At 67.1% G+C, this 16,716-nt stretch carries 16 protein-coding genes and 2 pseudogenes; 9 read left to right on the plus strand and 9 right to left on the minus strand.

Features of this window, described 5'->3' with window-relative positions; translation table 11 throughout:
- Positions 1-109 precede the first annotated feature (109 nt).
- Positions 110-460: a hypothetical protein gene (locus CJ179_RS01785; protein ID WP_095861030.1), complete on the plus strand. Its 351-nt coding sequence runs from the start codon at positions 110-112 to the stop codon at positions 458-460.
- Positions 457-1,617: a hypothetical protein gene (locus CJ179_RS01790; RefSeq protein WP_095860555.1), complete on the plus strand. Its 1,161-nt coding sequence runs from the start codon at positions 457-459 to the stop codon at positions 1,615-1,617. The genes CJ179_RS01785 and CJ179_RS01790 overlap by 4 nt, the downstream gene beginning before the upstream one ends.
- A 500-nt stretch (positions 1,618-2,117) precedes the next feature.
- On the opposite strand, the gene CJ179_RS01795 is transcribed toward CJ179_RS01790, so the two are convergent.
- Positions 2,118-2,891 (minus strand): hypothetical protein, encoded by a 774-nt coding sequence (locus CJ179_RS01795; RefSeq protein ID WP_095860556.1) that lies wholly within the window; start codon positions 2,889-2,891, stop codon positions 2,118-2,120.
- Between the two features lie 141 nt (positions 2,892-3,032).
- On the opposite strand from CJ179_RS01795, the gene CJ179_RS01800 reads away from it, so the two are divergent.
- From CJ179_RS01800 to CJ179_RS01810, 3 genes are all read left to right on the plus strand, one after another.
- On the plus strand, positions 3,033-3,644 hold the full coding sequence (locus CJ179_RS01800; RefSeq protein WP_095860557.1) for a hypothetical protein: 612 nt from the start codon (positions 3,033-3,035) through the stop codon (positions 3,642-3,644).
- 19 nt (positions 3,645-3,663) lie between these two features.
- Complete coding sequence (locus CJ179_RS01805) at positions 3,664-4,278, plus strand: RES family NAD+ phosphorylase (protein ID WP_257015252.1); 615 nt, start codon at positions 3,664-3,666, stop codon at positions 4,276-4,278.
- 386 nt (positions 4,279-4,664) lie between these two features.
- Positions 4,665-5,591 (plus strand): ScbA/BarX family gamma-butyrolactone biosynthesis protein, encoded by a 927-nt coding sequence (locus tag CJ179_RS01810; RefSeq protein WP_095861031.1) that lies wholly within the window; start codon positions 4,665-4,667, stop codon positions 5,589-5,591.
- Positions 5,592-5,596: 5 nt separating this feature from the next.
- Here the strand turns inward: CJ179_RS01810 and CJ179_RS01815 are convergent, their stop codons facing one another.
- The 6 genes and pseudogenes from CJ179_RS01815 to CJ179_RS01840 all read right to left on the minus strand — a co-directional run.
- Entirely contained in the window at positions 5,597-6,271 is a 675-nt protein-coding gene (locus tag CJ179_RS01815; protein WP_095860559.1) for a ScbR family autoregulator-binding transcription factor, read from the minus strand.
- Between the two features lie 247 nt (positions 6,272-6,518).
- Positions 6,519-6,785, minus strand: a complete 267-nt coding sequence (locus CJ179_RS01820) for a hypothetical protein (RefSeq protein ID WP_143548867.1) — start codon at positions 6,783-6,785, stop codon at positions 6,519-6,521.
- A gap of 377 nt (positions 6,786-7,162) precedes the next feature.
- Positions 7,163-7,960, minus strand: coding sequence for a hypothetical protein (locus CJ179_RS01825; RefSeq protein WP_095860561.1), 798 nt, complete (start codon positions 7,958-7,960; stop codon positions 7,163-7,165).
- Positions 7,960-9,777, minus strand: coding sequence for a hypothetical protein (locus CJ179_RS01830; RefSeq protein WP_095860562.1), 1,818 nt, complete (start codon positions 9,775-9,777; stop codon positions 7,960-7,962). Before CJ179_RS01830 ends, CJ179_RS01825 begins: the two co-directional genes overlap by 1 nt.
- Positions 9,778-9,781: 4 nt before the next feature.
- The gene (locus CJ179_RS01835) at positions 9,782-10,030 is read right to left on the minus strand and encodes a hypothetical protein (protein WP_257015253.1); all 249 of its coding nucleotides are present in this window, start codon (positions 10,028-10,030) and stop codon (positions 9,782-9,784) included.
- A 1,284-nt stretch (positions 10,031-11,314) separates the two neighbouring features.
- Positions 11,315-12,195 (minus strand): annotated as a pseudogene (locus tag CJ179_RS01840) (IS256 family transposase); the annotation flags it as partial.
- A gap of 234 nt (positions 12,196-12,429) precedes the next feature.
- Between CJ179_RS01840 and CJ179_RS01845 the strand changes: the two are divergent.
- The gene (locus tag CJ179_RS01845) at positions 12,430-13,389 is read left to right on the plus strand and encodes a hypothetical protein (RefSeq protein WP_095860563.1); all 960 of its coding nucleotides are present in this window, start codon (positions 12,430-12,432) and stop codon (positions 13,387-13,389) included.
- A gap of 140 nt (positions 13,390-13,529) precedes the next feature.
- On the opposite strand, the gene CJ179_RS01850 is transcribed toward CJ179_RS01845, so the two are convergent.
- Positions 13,530-13,979 (minus strand): hypothetical protein, encoded by a 450-nt coding sequence (locus tag CJ179_RS01850; RefSeq protein WP_072942435.1) that lies wholly within the window; start codon positions 13,977-13,979, stop codon positions 13,530-13,532.
- 931 nt (positions 13,980-14,910) lie between these two features.
- Between CJ179_RS01850 and CJ179_RS01865 the strand changes: the two are divergent.
- The 3 genes and pseudogenes from CJ179_RS01865 to nrdH all read left to right on the plus strand — a co-directional run.
- Positions 14,911-15,184, plus strand: a pseudogene (locus CJ179_RS01865) (nucleotidyltransferase domain-containing protein); the annotation flags it as partial.
- A gap of 260 nt (positions 15,185-15,444) precedes the next feature.
- Positions 15,445-15,786: a YciI family protein gene (locus CJ179_RS01870; protein ID WP_072941977.1), complete on the plus strand. Its 342-nt coding sequence runs from the start codon at positions 15,445-15,447 to the stop codon at positions 15,784-15,786.
- A 126-nt stretch (positions 15,787-15,912) separates the two neighbouring features.
- Positions 15,913-16,140 carry a glutaredoxin-like protein NrdH gene (gene nrdH, locus CJ179_RS01875; RefSeq protein WP_095860565.1) on the plus strand — a complete coding sequence of 76 codons (228 nt, stop codon included), beginning with the start codon at positions 15,913-15,915 and terminating at the stop codon, positions 16,138-16,140.
- 16 nt (positions 16,141-16,156) lie between these two features.
- Here nrdH and CJ179_RS01880 read toward each other — a convergent pair whose 3' ends face one another.
- Positions 16,157-16,702 (minus strand): Lrp/AsnC family transcriptional regulator, encoded by a 546-nt coding sequence (locus CJ179_RS01880; RefSeq protein WP_095860566.1) that lies wholly within the window; start codon positions 16,700-16,702, stop codon positions 16,157-16,159.
- Positions 16,703-16,716 lie beyond the last annotated feature (14 nt).

Raw genomic sequence — 16,716 nt, forward strand, 5'->3', positions numbered from 1 at the left:
GCGGGCCAGCAAGTAAGGGGCCACCGGTTGGCGCAGCCCCGACGCGTGGCACCGGTCCCTGCGGTGGCTACCCTGACACCGCACGTGCCGACAAGTAATGGGAGGACCCGTGAGACGCCCAACCGGTCGATGGCGAATCGTGGAGATGGACATGTGGGACCGCGACGCCATCGACCTCGTCGAACCTGGTTTCATCGAGTTCGCCGACGACGGGACCGGCGAGTTCGGCTTCATCGCTGTCCGGGGCTGGATGGACTGCCGCACCACCGAACGCGACGACCACACCGTAGTGGAGTTCAGCTGGGACGGTGACGACGAAGGTGACCAGGTCAGCGGACGCGGTTGGGCCGCTCTGCTGGATGACGCAACCCTCCAAGGGCACCTGTTCATCCATCTCGGAGACGACTCGGGCTTCCGGGCGGAGCCCTTTGTTAGTGCCGATCGGCAGGATCGGCGATGAGTGAGTACCAGTATTACGAGTTCCTCGCCGTCGACCGGCCGCTGGACGATCGCCAACTGGCCGAGGTCCGTTCACTGTCCACTCGCGCGCGGATCACGGCCACCAGCTTCGTCAACGAGTACCACTGGGGCAACTTTCGGGGCGATCCGAACCGGATGATGGAGCGCTTCTACGACGCGCACCTGTATCTGGCGAACTGGGGAACACACCGGATCATGCTCCGCCTACCCCGCGGCCTGCTCGACATCGACGTCGCCCGGGACTATAGCGTCGGCGACCAGGTAATAGCCTGGACCACAGGCGAATACCTTGTACTCGACCTGACCAGCGAGGACGAGGCCAGCGACTTCGATCCTGACGCCGTCGCACCGATGTCCGCCATCGTCGGAGTCCGCACCGAACTCGCCGCGGGCGATCTCCGGCCGCTCCATCTCGCCTGGCTGGCCGGCTACAGCGACCGGGAGGCCAGCGAATCCTCCGTCGACCACGACGCTGATGAACTCGAGCCACCTGTGCCACCCGGATTGGCCACGCTCACCGCGGCGCAGCGCGCCCTGGCCGACTTCCTCCGCGTCGACGACGACCTGCTCTCCATCGCGGCCCACACCAGCGCACCACTCGCCGAGACCACCGACGTCCCCGGCGAACTCGCCGCCTGGGTGCAGGACCTGCCCGTTGCCGAGAAGGACCGGCTCCTGCTGCGGATCGCCGAAGACCACGCCGCCCTGACCGTCCGGGCGGAGATGCTGCGCCGCTTCCATGGCGAGCACCGCACACCCACCCCAGCGTCGCCTCGCCGAACCGTGGCCGACCTTCTCGACGCCGCAGCGCGTCGCCGGGCCGACCGCGAGCGCCAGGAGGCCGCCCGGCGGGCCGAGCAGCAAGCCCGCCGGGCCAAGGAGCGCTCCCTCGCCCGCGAGAAACGAATAGACGAGTTGGCCCACGACGAGGAGGCTGTGTGGTCGCGGATCGACGCGATGATCGCCACCCGGAAGCCCAGCGAGTACGACGCCGCCGCCGCGCTGCTCACCGATCTGCAGGCGCTCGCGGACCGCGACGGCCGACGTGACACCTTCACCCAGCGCAGCCAGGCGTTACGTCACACACACGCGCGCAAACCACGCCTCATCGAACGCCTCGACCGGGCCGGCGTGTGAACTGGCAGAAGCAGTGATGGGTGCCGTAACGGATTGCCCGGTCACCAGCGAACTGCGGTAGTGCCACCGAAAAGCCGGAGCTGCACACACCGCCGCGGGATCGTGACTCGCGCTCGACGCCGCTGACTTTCGCCAGGGTCCGGGTCGATCCTTGCGGTCAGGACGAGGACCGATAAGCATCCGCGCGGTGGCAGATCGTGGTGACCTCCACCGTGCGATGCGCGTCGTCGATCGGATTCAGCACCGGCCGACGGGGTCGAGGCCGCCCAAGACCGGGAGCGAGCGGCGCCGACCAAACTACCGCGGCAGGCCTGTCCCCCGCTCGCACCGACACTCGCGTCGACGCGCCGAGCGCAGCGGACACGTACTACCCCGGCGGCGAGACGTGGCGCGTTCCCATCGGGCGCCGGTGGTGGTGTCGGATCGGGAACGCAACGCCGCGATATTCGCTGAGGCCACGGCGAAGTTCACGGTGAACCTCGAAGAAACCCCTGGTCGGCCTACCGGGTCACGAAATCGCCGTGGCCGCGAGGGCGGCCGGAGACCGCTCTGGTTCTTCTTCCGTGCGTCGGCCGGGCAGCCGGGACACCGCTGCCAACTTGTCCGCGCTCGCCCGCGCCCGCGCGTGTACGGCTCGTGGTGCCGGTGAGTTCGCGCCGGGAACGCGGTCGCGGCCGACGAGCTCGTTTTCGATGTCGGCGAGCCGGTCGAGGGCGAGGTCGCGGTCGGGTGCACCGGCGGGGGGTGTCGCCCGTGGCGATCGAGGTGAGCCAGTCGCCGTCGAGGGTGAGCGGGTAGACCGGCCGGTGTGCGGCAGCGGACTCGATGATGGAGGCTCTGGCGTCGATGAGTTCGGTTGCTGCAGTGCGGAGGTCGAGGGCGGCACCGGTCTGGGTGATCGTGCCGTCTTCGGCGGCGATGGTGAGGGTCCAACTGATCATGGCGATGCTTCTCTCGGTATTTGGTTGGGGTTGCTGTGGTGTGAGTATGCCGAGGGCCTCGGACGTGTTGCCGAGACCGAGCTGGCGGGCCTGATCCTGTGGAGGATCCGGGCCGCGGATTGTCAGCGGCAGGGCACCCAGCCGTGCTCGGGGGTTCATGCGGGCGTTGCCGGCCGCCAGTTCTCGCAACTCCGAGAGCGCGTGGGCGTGGGCGTCGCGAGCGGTGCGATGGATCGCCGAGACATCGATCAGCGACGGCTGGCCCAGTTTGCGGGACCCACCCCCATCCTCGATGTCCCAGTCGACGCTCCCGTTCGACGATTTGTCTCTCACCGGGGCGGATCGTTCCCCCTGGTCACGTATCTGTCGCACGGACCCCCGCAAGCGCCCACAGCTGCCCTCCAACGCCAATCTACGGTAGACTTCTATATAGAAGAGGGTTGAGGGTACCTGCCCGGGCACCGAGGAGGGGACATGGAGCACAAGACCGCGGGCCCCAGCCACGAGTCCGATTCGCAACAGCAGCGCAGCCTGAGCGACCACGAGTTCATCGCCCGGATGCGAGCCGAGCTGTACAAGAGGCCGAGCATGCGGCTGGTCGCCGACAGGGTCACCCACATCATGCTGGCCGGACGGATCGATCGGGACGACCCGATCCTCGAGCTCATCGAATCGGACGACATCCTCGACGAGAAGACGGTGCTCAGCGACGCCGTCGAACGCATCCTGTCGTTCCCGCATCTCTCCGCCAAAGAGGTCGCCGACAACTACGACAAGAACTGGGCCAATCCCAGCGATGCGCTCCGCAAGCTCAGCGCCAAAGGCGAGGTCATCGGACTCAAGCGGGCCGGGAAGTTCCGGTATCCGGAGTTTCAGTTCTCCCTGCCGGGCGAGGCGAATCAGGTAGTGCGGGAAGGCAACGTGGCTCTCGGTGCCCGGGACGATCCGTGGGGAGTCGCGTCGTGGTGGCTCTCGCCGAACCCGTCGGCCGAAGACCGCAAATCCCCGGTCCAACTGCTCGGCGAGGGATCGTTCACCGCCGTGCGCGCGTTGCTGCGAGCCGAGATCGCCGACGACCTTGCCTAACCGCCCACCGCCGGCCTCGGTGACCGCGCACGTCGGGTCGCTCACCGCGGGAACCAAGCTCTGGCGCATCCACTCCGGCGACCCGAGCCGGGGTGTCCTGACCCTGAATCCGACCCCGGCGGGAGCGGGAGGCGGACGGTTCGACTCCTCCGACGGGTCGTACCACTACAGCTATTTCGGGGAGGACGTCTCCACCTGCATCGCGGAGACCTACTGTCGGTCGTTGCCGTTGGATGATCACGTTCCGAGGATCCTGCGGAAGGCCAAGCTGGCCGGTCGGGTCCTGTCCCAGGTCACCGTCACCGACGATGTCCCGGTCGCACTGGTGCACGGCTCACATCTGGCGGCGATCGGTCAGGACAGCTGGCTGACGAAGTGCGATCCCGTCGACTACCGGACCACCCGGGACTGGGCGGCAGCCATCCTGCACGGGACCGACGGGGTTCTCGGGATCAAGTACCGGGCACGCAATGACGAGGACAGGTTCTCCGTCGTGATGGCAATCAAGCCCAATGCCGGTGTGGGGCTGCCTGATCTGATGACGGTGTCCCGGGGCCCGATCGCGCTCGATGACCGAGCCGGGTTGGAGCTGGTCAGATCCCATCTCGCAAAGTACAACGCAACACTCATCTAAGCGTCTACGTAGATCTCATGCAGAGATTGCCATGGTTTCGTGTGGCGGTGGGCGGTGCGAGACCAACTAGAAACGGCTGATCGCCGTCGTCCGGCCGAGCGCTGCGGCCGGTCCTCCCCCACAGGACGGAAGTCGCACGGCGATACGGTATTTGTCGCGCTGCCGCCCTTCCTACCCAGGCCTTCCTGGGGTCGGTGAATGACACTTTCGCGGCGTGTCGGCGAGGGGAAGGATTCGGCCGTCATTCCCTCCCAAACCGTGCCCCACTCCGCAGTGGTTTCGCGGGCTCGCCGCGGGACGCCACCCGGCTGACCGGTTTGTCCGACTCCAGTTCTATAGTTCGACATCCCGGCATATAGGACCGGTCGGTTTCCGTGGAGGGGTACGTGACGCGAGCATGCCAACCGCTGCGTGAGGCACTTCCCGCCCTGTCTTTCGAGCGACCGGTGACCCGCCGCTATGTGCACCGCCAGGCGGTCGCCGAGGTCTTCCTCACCGATTGCGTCGAGCTCGCTGAGCCGAACGGGTTCGCCGTCGCAGCGCAGTGGCCGCGACTGCACGGCTTCTACCGCGCACGGGACGGCCTGTACGACCCGATGCTGCTGGGGGAAACACTGAGGCAAGCGGCGATCTACCTCGCCCACTCGCGATACCGGGTGCCGCTGAACCGGCGATTCATCATGCAAGACCTGCACGTCCGCGCGCACCTCGACGCCTTGGAGGTCGGGGCGGCGGCCGCGGACGTGACGGCGACCGCCACACTGTCCGATCTGGTGTACCGCGGTGAGGTGCTGTCGAGTTTCCGGGTTGAGCTGCGGTTCTGGCTGGCGGGCCGGGAGATCGGATCGGCATCCGGTGTCGCCGCTGCCCTCCCGCCGTCCGCCTACACGAGGGCACGGTGGGGCACCGCCGGCCCGCGGACCCCCGGCCCGGCGCGGTGCGGCACCGCCACACCGCCCGCGATGGTGGGGCACGTCGACGACCAGCACGTGGTTCTCGGCCGGCAGTGCGCGCCGGGCGAGTGGGAGTTGCGGGTCGACGTGACCCACCCGGTGTTGTTCGACCATCCGCTCGATCATCTGCCCGGGATGCTGCTCCTGGAGGCGCTGCGCCAGGGCGCGGTCGCGGCCCTCCAGGTTCCGGACGCTCACCTGGAGTCGTTCGACGCGGTGTTCCACCGCTTCGCCGAACTCGACCAGCGCGCCACCGTCCGTGTCCGGGCCCTCGACGGGGATCCGCTGTCGGTGCGGGCGGTGATCCGGCAGGCCGGCGTCGACGTCACCACGGGATGCGTACGGCTGGCCCGCCGCTGAGCTGCTCAGCGCCGTGCCGCCACCTGCCCGGCACCGACACCGGGTGCGCCGACGCTGCGGGCCTTGCGGATCCGCTCGATGTCCGGATGCCGGCCTGTAGGCATGATCCCGGGCAGCAGGAACATCCACATGTCGTCGACCCGCTGTTCCAGGTCGGTGCGGTGCGCGAGCACCTGCGAGACCGTTTGGACACCGGTGAAGGCACCGATCACGAACCGGGCGAACCTCGGCGGATCGATGTCGGACTTGAGGTCGCCCTGAGCGATGGCGCGCCGCGCCAACTGCTCGCACGTATTGATCCAGTCCAGGTACGGATCGGTGGGGCCCTGCTCGTCGGCACTGAGTTCGAGGGTGATCCGGATACCGGCGCGGACGATCGGGTCGTGCACGATCTGCCGGGCCATCTCATGGCAGAGCATCACAATCTGCTCGATCGCCGAAGCTTGTTCGCGGCCGATCGCCTCGACCGAGGCGATGGAGATGGCATGCTGCTCGGCGACGATGTGCCGCGCCAACTCGTCCTTCGACCGGAAATGAAAATACAGAGCGCCCTTGGTGAGGCCGGCGTTCTCGATGATCGTTCCGACGCTGGCTCCGACGTAACCCTGCTTCTCGAACGTCTCCGCCGCTCCGAGCACGATTTGCGCTCTCGTCGCCACAGCCCTGGCCTGTTGAGACACTGAAACACCTTCCCTGCCCCCGTGAGCGAGAAAACGACCAACGAATCTACCCACCCCGATTAGCTGGACGAACGCTACCAGTGCTCAGCGAGAGTCGCGGACCGGACGACCGCGACCATCGTGGTAGTCCGCACGCGTTCTCGCTTTTGCGGGCATCGTTTCCACGGAACGACTTCGAGGCGTGCGGCCATCCCAAAGAAAAAGACCATTCGGCTGTACTGATGCTTGTCCTCCTCTCGAGGGTTGGTCACGTGACACGGGAAATCAGGGAGCCCAGCGGGCTGGGTGCAACAGCACTCCCGCACGGGACGGGTGGAGCCAGAGCGCAGCGACCGGTGATGCGGTGGTGAAAGCCGATCGCCTCCACCCGCCGGGCCAGAGCGACCGGGGCGTAGGCCCGCTCCCCGCCCATGTCGTAGGTGGCGACGTCGACCAGATACGCGGCGGCGGTCACCGGGTGCGATGGCAACGCCTTGCACTGGGCGCCGTGCGCCACCGTTCGAACCGCCGCCACGCCGACGTGTCCGTCCGCCGGACGCCTCGGAACGGGACGCGGTTTACCGCCCCGGCGATACGGGCGGCCGCCTCTCCTCCGACAATGCCGGTGGCAGTTCGCACCCTTTCTGCCGGAACGACCTCCGGTGCGGCGGTGCGCGCCGGAGGTCTGCTCGATGGTCGAAACGGAAGCGTGGGACTACGGCGTGCACCGACAGTGCAGCTGCGCGGAAGCCAGTTCTTGAAGCGGGGATTCGAGCTTGATGGTGCGAAAGGCCTGGGCGCCTGCAGGTCCCGGACGCAACGTCGCCTGCTGCGTCCGCACTCTCGGGGTAGCCGGCAAATCGTGAATGTGCTTGCATGACTTGGCCTGCGGAAACGGGACGTTTCTTGTGATCAGATCCAGTCGATGTGGACCGAATCGATGTGGTCGAAGTGGAACCCGAACTGGTCGCTGTACCTGTCGAAACCCTTGTTCTCCGGGTAGTCGAGGGTGGCGTGCCGCTCCAGCAACGCCACGACCCGGGCGTGATCATCATTGGCCAACGCGGCCGCGAGTTCACGGGACTCATCGCTGCTGAACGGGGTGTCCGAGTTCGCGAAATCCAGGGTCCGGACCCGGTAGTCGTACCCCTCGTCGGCCCCGTTACGCACCATCACACCACCCCTGACCCGGATCACCGCCCGTTTCGGGGTGCCGTCCGGCCGCAACACCCCCGCCCGCTTCATGATGTCCTGTGCCCTCACGGTTTTCAGTTTCTTGCTCGCATCCGCACGCAACTCGTTCGTCTCCCCCGACCGGTACCGCGACACCGCGGAGCGGGACCGCCCGATCATCGCCGCCACCGCATCGACGCCACCGAGGCGTTCGATCGCCGCACGCCGCTGCGCACGCTCGAGCACATCCGCGTGCGGGATCCGCCCCTGCTGCGCCCACCGGCGCAGTGTGCGAGCGGATGGGGGTGTGCGGCCGGCATCGATCGCCGCCTGCCGCAAACCCTCATTCCCGAGCTCCTTCCGCAGCTGCGTGACCGACACCTTACTGGTCAGCCCGGCCAGACCCCCGGACTTGACCTGCTTCGACTTCTCGACACCGCTGGTCGCGGCGTTGGCGACCGACACCTTGAGGCCATCGAGGCCGACCGCCTGCTGCGCCGGCTTCGTGGTGCGCGGCTTCGGCAAGTGCAGGGCCATCAGAGCACCCCCTCCCCTTCCTCGGCGGCGAACTCGTCGTCGGCGAAGGCCGCCCGGATCGCCAGATTCACCTCGTGCACATCCTGAGCCGACGCCAACGCGGCCAGCAGTGTGCCGGTGAGGGGGGTGTCCTTCTCCACCGACATCTTCCCCAACGCCGCACTCGGATCCGCGATATCCTCCCCCTCGGCGAGCAGATACACCCAGGAGTCGGTGACCGTCCGGATCGGCCACCGCCCGCGCTCGCGGCCGATCCGCATCGCCACCCGCCGGCCCCGCCACCGGCAGTGCGCAATGATCGCCGCCCGCCACAAAGGTTGGTGATGGTGGGCCATCCGGGTCGCGGTCCACATGTCCGGGTTCACCATCCGCCCGATATAGCCCTTGTAGCAGGACCCGAGGAACCGTTTCGTCGCCGCATCCTCGGTGTCCACCGACACCTTCCGCGCCTCCCGCAAAATCTTCGCCCACTTGTCCAGCACCCGGCCCTGCTGCGGGTACACCCAGGCCTCGGTGACATCCAGATCATCGATGTCGGCGCCGATCCCCCCATCCGCCACCGGCTCCCGAAGAGCGTCGAGGCTGACCGTAGTGACCCAGGTCTGCACCGGCTGATCGGCGAGCATGTGCGGGTGCGGGGGCGGCAGCCTCTCCGGCAGCGACAACGTCTGCGCCGCCGGGAGGGTGACCCGCCACAGCCCGAACGGGGCCCCCTTCTCCCCCACCGCCGCAGCGGCCGCCGCCCCGCCGGTCACATGGGCGGGCTGCCCGTACCCGAATTCCAGCATCCCCGCCGACGCCAGATACGCGGCCCGCTGGTCGATGGACACCAACCGGTGGACGTTGTCGAGTTCATCGGCCTCCGGGACGCGTGTCCACCCCACCGCGGGTTCGAGGTCCCCGCGCGGGGCGCCGTCCAGCGGCGGCACCGGCCCCGCCGTCGCCACCACCAGGCCCTTGCCCGACCGGGTGCGTTCCCGCTTGATCTTGTCGACGATCGCCGCACCGGTCCGCGCCGGTGTCGGCCCCGGAAGCACGCCGAGGTGTTTCGCGGACCACGCCAACCGGCGACCCAACTCCCGCGCCGCCGGCAGGTCCTCGTCGGGGAGATACGTTCCCGCCGTGGGTGAGCCGAGGATCCCCATCTCCCCGACCCGGTTGTTCCAGCCGAAGTCCTTGTTCCAGTACGTCCACACGTACGGCTCGATCACCACATCGACCATCGAGGTGAACTTGCCGATGCTGCGGGACAGGTGCACCACGTGCCCCGGATCTCCCCGTAACTCCCAGCCCGCGCTCAGCATCGGCGTCAACGTCGCCTGCAGCACCGCGGTCAGGTCGGCGGCGGCGCGGGTGCGCAGTGCCTCCATGTCGTCGAAGTCGTCCTCGCTGCCCGGGTCGATCACCCACCCCAAGGATTCACATGCGCCTTGGCCCACGATCCACACCTGCGGAGGCGAACCCAACGGCTTCAAAGCAGCCCAGCGCACGAGTTTGTCGAGCTTGTCCACCGAATCGACCGGACCCGTCAACTCCCGCCCCGACGGCGTGTACGTTCCCGCGGCGGTCACGATCAACGCATGCTCATCGGCCTCGGCACCCACCGGCAGCGACTCCCACACCGGCCGACTCGGTGGTGCCGTCGGCTCGGGCTCGGGTGCCGGTGCAGTCGGCGGTTCCACGGCAACGGTCGGTGCCGGCGGTTCCGCCACAGCGGCCTCCTCCGCGTCGCTCTCGGTGGCCTCGACGGCGGCAGGATCCGGGGTCGAGGGCTCGTGCAGGTCGAACAGGGCAATCTGCTCCCACGGACGGCTCATCGCTCTACCGCTCCCCGATCCGGCCATCAGGATCCGCCGGTGGTACGTCGTAGCGGTCGAGCAACTCCTGCAGGGCCACATCCACAATGCTGGTGACCGTGAACTGCCGGTTCGCCACCAGCCACTTCAACCGGGCCTCCGTCGACGCCAACACCCAGGTGTTCAGCTGCACCTTCACCGGACCCCTGCGGGACTCGAGCTTCGACGTCAAACCTGCAATGGACGGCTCCACCTCGGGGCTACCTCCCGACACACGGGCATCGTTGTGCAGCTTCGAGGTTCGGCCTCTCTCACTCGGTCGCGACGAGTGGCCTCCACGTTTTCCGGCCTGCGCCATGCCCACTCCTTTGCCCCACTGGCCTTGGCCGCCGCGCGTGTTGCCGGCCGCCACTGCAACCCATCCTAGTCGATACACGCAAGTTCGCACGCTCTATTACGCGCAGATGTGCACGCATGTTTGGATGCAGAAAACTGCCCGACTCCACACGTTGTGAGACACGCCCATTCTCAGAATCCGGTCAATGGAGCGGCAATGATCGCCGCGGATGCCTGGTCCAGATCGCTCGAGCAGCGGATCCAGGTTAAGGAACTGGCCAAACGCCGGCGCCCGGTAGCAGCGTGGTGGGCGTGCCCAGGTAACCGGGCATGCCGCCCGCTGTGAAGGCAGCAACCACCGTCCCGGATCCAGTCTGGGCGACCCCCCGAGAAGGTCCGTACAAGAGGTCCGCAGCGCCACTCGCGCCGGTCGATAGGTTCCGCCAGTGGACGACTAGATCGCAGTAGGGGTATGCGCCGCAGCGGAATCGAGTGATTCCCGGCTCGTCTGGGTCAGTTAGGACAGAGATGAACGTACTGGACGGCGGGTTGGTGAATCCAGTCGGTCCATTGGTCAGTCCCGCGAAGGGGATCGGCAGGACCGTGTCGGTCGGGGCTGCGCTCGCCGGCGGAGCCGCGAGCAGCAGTGCCGCGAGTGCGATCCCGGCGAGAGTAGTCATGCTGCGGGGCATCGAAGCGGTTCGAAACATGGTCCACCCCCTGTCAGGCGTCGAGCTGCGCGTAGCCGGACGGATCCGTTGCTGGTCGCGCGTCTGGCAGAGGCTGCCGAAGCCCCCGCGATGCTAGTGAGAGCAGTCCTATTTGCTTTGCCGATCGGTCTACGGCGCAGGGCTTGTCGCACCCAACCGCGACGCCGCGCTTGGATCTGCTGAACCGAGGCGACCGGATCAATGCCAAGAGTTCCACCATAGAACTATGGGCACCAGCCAGGGTGTCCACACCATCCAGCTGGTTCCCAACCCATACGGCGGGATCGGAATCACCGTCGTCACCTCCGGTTAGTGAAAGAAGGGCGTTTCACCACGCCAGGAAATTGGGCACCGCAGGCCAGAACGGAGACCAGAACAAAAGATCCACGGGAACCACCTCCTGCGCTGTGTATCGCCCGCCGGAGGCGGATCGGTACAGCTACGCATCGGGACGCTCCACACAAGCGGGATCACGCTGAATCGGGTCGAGTCCCGGGGTGTGGTGTACGAGTTCATCGCGTGACTCCCCTTGGGGGGTATGCGGTTAGCTCCGCGAGTGTCACCTCCTGGTCAGGTTCGGTCGTGGTGTTGTCGCAACGAGAACGGGCGAGCACGTCGAGACCGAGATAGCGGAGCCCCTCGATCCACTCATCGTGTTGCTCGGCGAGGACGGCTCCGACGAGGCGGGTCAACGCGGTGCGGTCGGGGAAGATCCCGACCACATCGGTTCTCCGGCGGGTTTCTTATCGAGACGCTCCTGCGGATTGTTGCTCCAGATCTGTTTCCAGATCTGCTTGGGAAATGCGGTGAACGCCAACAGGTCGGACCGTGCGGCATCGAGGTGGTCTGCAACCTTCGGCAGCTTCTCGGAGAGTGCGTTGATGATCCGATCATATTGAGCATGAACGGAATCGGCGTCGGGTTGGTCGTAGACCGAGTGCAGCAGTGCCTTCACCCTCCCCCGCAAGCGGGCGGTACCCCCAAGGCCACGACGCCTTCTCCGGTCACCGCCATGAGGATCGTCGAATAATGCGTTCGGCACCTCTGCCACGAGGCGCCCGGCAGGGTCGCGCCGATCGCCGCCACCAGCCCGGCGTGGGCGTCGGAGGTCACCAACCCGACCCCGGACAGGCCGCGTGCCACGAGCGGGCGGAAGAACGCCAGCCAGCCGGCGCCGTCCTCGGACAAGGTCACATCCACACCGAGTATCTCCCGGAGCGCTCGGCCTTGACGCCAACCGCGACCAGGGATGCACGTTGACCACCCGCCCGTTCTCGCGAACCTCGAGGACGAGGGCGTCGGCGGCGACGAACGTGTATGGGCCGGCGTCGAGCGGCCGGCTACGGAACGCCTCGACTTGTGCATCGAGGCGCTGGGGACATGCAGAGGCGCGACGGGCGACACCCTGGTGATCACGTCGAACGTGTAGGAGCTCGAACGTCGGCATCATCTACAGCCCAGTCCCACACGCTCGATGCCACTCCTCGGACGAATTCCGAAATCCCGACCCGCGCCTCGCCCCGTCTCCGCCGAACAACCACGGGAGCCTCGGACCTTGTGAGGGAGGAAAGCCGCCGACACTGCTGCAAAGAAGCTAACCGTGATCATCCCGCTACTCTTTCCGGGTATGGGGACCACCTTCCACGGGCCGAGCCCTTGGCCGCACATCACCCGCGCCATCCGCACGCGCGGACCTCGGCACGCCGCGATCGCCTACCTCGGCCAGGACGCCCCTGACCTGCTGCCGCTGCGCGCCGGAGACGTCCTCGTCGTGAACGCCTCGCGAGCCGCGGTGCGCGCGCACGCCACCTCCCCCGCCGCGCTCGCGCACTACGTGGCCGCCGGGGTGCGGGTCTTGTCGTCGCCGAACCTGCACACAGGCGTGATCGCCACCGGTAGGTGGGCGGTCATCGGCTCCGCAGGCGCCTCCCACAGCTCCACCATCTCGGATGAGGCCGTGGTCATCACCGATGATCCCGAGGTCGTGGCCGCCGTCCGGACATTCATCGACGGCATCGACGAGATCACCGAGGTCGACCAGGTGTTCCTCGACAACGCCACCGCCATCTGGCAGATCGGCCGGGCCGTACCCCTGCCCGGGATCGGCGGCCGCAACCGCGCCGAACCCGACTTCCTCCCCACCCCGGTAACCCGGATGTTCCTGTGGCACATCACCCACTACCAGCCCGGCGCCGCGGAACAACACGAGCGCGCAGCCCACACCAGCCGCCACCGTAAGTCCGCGGGTCCGGCGGCGAAATACCAGCTCGAATGGTTCCGCATCGACACCCCCGCCGGCCGCGGCCGCGGCCGGCTCCAGCGTGGCGACGTCCTGCTCCAGGTCACCGCCGACAACGAATGGCTCTACCCGCCCGCGGTCGTGGACTCCGACCCGATCGCGATCCCCCACACACGCACAGCGGTGGCACACCACCTGCGTACCCGGATCGACCTGGAGCCGATCGCGGTGACCGACGCGGAAGTACTGCTCGCCGACCTCGGGCACCCGGGCCCCCGGCTGCGCACCGACCACCGCATCGTCTCCGCCAGCCTGCGGGCCGCGCTGCTTCGACTCTGGAACCTGTGAGCCGATCCGCACGATTCCCGGCTCGACCCCGTGCGTACGACATGACCGGCGACGCGGTGTGTGCGGCCGCCGACCCGGGTGGAGTGGGCGACGTCGTCGGTCCAGGTGCAGTCCCTGTGAACCGAGTCAGACCGCCCGAATCACGCCGCCGCCGGTCGTTCCTTCGGCACCAGTAACGCCACCAGCGCGACGATCAGGCCACCACCGGCGAGATACAACCCCCAGCGATCGGTGAACACGGTGTCGGAGTTGTCCCGGAGGTAGTCGCCGACACGGTCATTGAGCCGCCACCCGAACACCGCGAGGGTGCCGATCCCTACGATCACCCCCACCCACTCGGCCGCACATGAACCCACCCACGCGGCGACCAGCAGCAAGGCCGCAGCCCCCAACAGCAACACCGTCATCGACCGGTAGAAGGTCACGGCCTGATTCTCGATCTGCTCGACGGTGATTCCGGCAGGGAAGCCGTCGCGCAGATCGATCACCGCGACGTCGCCCGGGGAAATGCCGCCGACCACGGGAAGAAAGGCACCGATCGCGACCGCAATGGCGCACGCGAACAGGACCACATGGACGAAGCTGCGCATCGGCATTCTCCTGGATATCGGGCGGATGATATGGCGTCGGTTCGATTACTCGTCCGGCACCGGGGGCGGGGAAGCTGACCGAGCGACAACGACAGCGTGGTCGCGCGGACCGCACCGAGCCGGGACCGTGCCACCCCACACGCCTCGAAGGCAGTCGACATCCCCAGGCGCCCACGGCGCAGACTCGACCGGTGTCAACCCACACCGCCCACAGCGGTCCGACAGCCGTCCGATGACACCGTCGAGCGCGGCACTCTGCGCACACTCCGCATCAGGACCCGCGGCGACACCAACTCAACGGTGCCCCGGCCCTGCTCCTCGCCCAGGTCCGCCAACACGGCCAGCGACAGTGACACCGCAAAGTCCTCCTCGAAGTGGGCGGCCCGAGTCCGAACCCCTGCCACTATCGCGCATCACCGTGCCTCACGCCGAACACCCCGGACCGACGGAGCGTCACATCGATCTCGCTGCCCGCACAACATGGATGGACCGGGCGTTGAATCGACGGTCGATCGATCACTACTCAGGTCCACTGGAGAAAATGACCATCAAGCCCAGCCACGTCAGCGCAGTAGCCTCTGTCGTCGACGTCGAGGCCGCCGTTACCTGGTACACGAGTTTCTTCGACCGACCTGCCGACCGTCACACCGGACTCGCCGAATGGCAGCTCACCGGTGACGCGGCCCCGCCGGCCGGTACTCGATCCGTACGGCGCCGGCCACCAGGCGGTCACTCCCCACGCAAACGGCATGCACGACGTCCCCGCCGAACCCGAGCACCACGACATCATCCCGCAGCCGGAAGATCGAACAAAGCACCAAATACGCTGTTGGGTATGACTTTTCGATTACAGAATCCACCGATTCCGAGACAACGACAGTCGGGGCGGCGGAGAGTACCTGAAACAGTGAGGCCCACGCTCGACGGTGACGTGCTCGCTGCACTGGGCGCCGCATCCGAGGCGAGGTTCACGACCGGCCAGTTGCACCGGGTGCTGCACCGCCAGTCGAAAGAGGGGATACGGAAGGTGCTGCAACGATTGAGCAAGCAGGGCACGGTATGCCGCCGTGTTCGGGTCGGCGGCAAACGGAACGATGACGATCGACAGTGACATCGACCTCTTCCTGGTCCGGCCGGATCACGCCTCGGATGAGCAGTGGGATGAGCAGGTGGCGGAACTGATGGCCGAGGTCACCAGATGGACCGAGCCGAACAGCTCTTCCACCTGGCCGAGACCGGTCGCGACGTCGCCGACGAACCTGGACGGTGTCGATGATGCGGTCACGACATTCTGGGTGCACGCGGGCATCGCAACATCGGATGTCATCCACTGCGCCCGACCGCCGAACCGTCACCGTGACAGATGATCGAACTTGCGTTCGACTGAAATCGCTTGTCGGCGTGGTCCCCTAATGTCGTGTCTATCCTGAGTCCGCTATTCCGACGCGAAGAAGGAGTCGACGCGATGACGAAGTACCTGATCTCGTTCCCGAGTGGTGCCATGGTCATTCCCGACGGGGATCTGCAGGCAGTGTCCGATGCGTCGCACGCGGTGGTTCAAGAGGCGAAGGACGCCGGCGTCTGGGTGTTCGGCGGTGGCATCGACGAAAGTGTTCCACCGGTCATGGTCGACGGGGACGGAACGGTGACCGCGGGCACGTACCCGCAGACGACTCAGCTCGAAGGCGGCTACGCGGTACTGGAACTGCCGTCCCGTGAGGCGGCACTGGAATGGGCCGCGAAGCTCGCAGTTGCCTGCCGGTGCGCGCAGGAGGTGCGAGCGTTCGGGTACGACCCCGCCAGCTGACGGGTCTCGACCTCGCTGGGAATCGCCCACGAGGCTCCGCCATCGCCGCTCGCCGGGCGAACCGGGACCGGAACGCATATGCTTCCGGTCCCCCGCCGGCACACACCAGACAGAGCGGAGCGCACGATGACCATCACGATCTACGCCAAACCGGCCTGCGTGCAATGCACCGCCACTTACCGCGCCCTGGACAAGGAAGGCCTCGACTACACGGTCGTCGACATCACCCGCGACCTCGACGCCCACGACTATGTGCGGGCTCTCGGCTACCTGCAGGCGCCCGTCGTCGTGGCCGGTGACGACCATTGGGCCGGTTTCCGGCCCGACCGCATCAAGGCCCTCACCGCGGCCTGACCGGGACGCAGGCCCCTCAGCGGCCCGAAGATTGCTCGACCTGAGGCGCCCGGAGCCGCGGGCGCACATGTTCGAAGATCAGGATGGTCTCGGTCGAGGCGACCGCAGGGTGCGCGCTGAGGTGGTCGAGGACGAAACGCCTCAACTCCTCACTGCTGCCGGTGGCGACGTGGATGAGGTAGTCGTCGGCGCCGGCGATGAAGTACACGTTCAGCACGTCGTCGAGGGTGGCGAGTTGCTCGGCGAGCTGCCCGAGGTGCTGTCTTGCATTGGCCTGCACGCGAACTGCGATCATCGCCTGCAGATCCCTGCCGAGGGTGGCGGGATCGATGTCGGCATGGAAGCCGCGGATCACTCCACGGTCGATCAGGGAGCGCACCCGACCCAGGCAGGTCGACGGGGCGATGCCCGCGAGCGCGGCGAGGGCGTTGTTGGGAGTACGGGCGTCCCGCGAGAGTTGATCGAGGAGGATCCGGTCGATGTCGTCGATCGGCGCCCCTGCTCGAACATCATTCGACCGCGGGCCTTCGGCATACGGTGCGCCCGGAACATTCTTCTTCATCAGCTCAGTCTAGA

Source organism: Rhodococcus sp. ACS1 (assembly GCF_002300155.1).
In the GTDB taxonomy this organism is placed as follows: Bacteria; Actinomycetota; Actinomycetes; order Mycobacteriales; family Mycobacteriaceae; genus Rhodococcus_F; species Rhodococcus_F koreensis.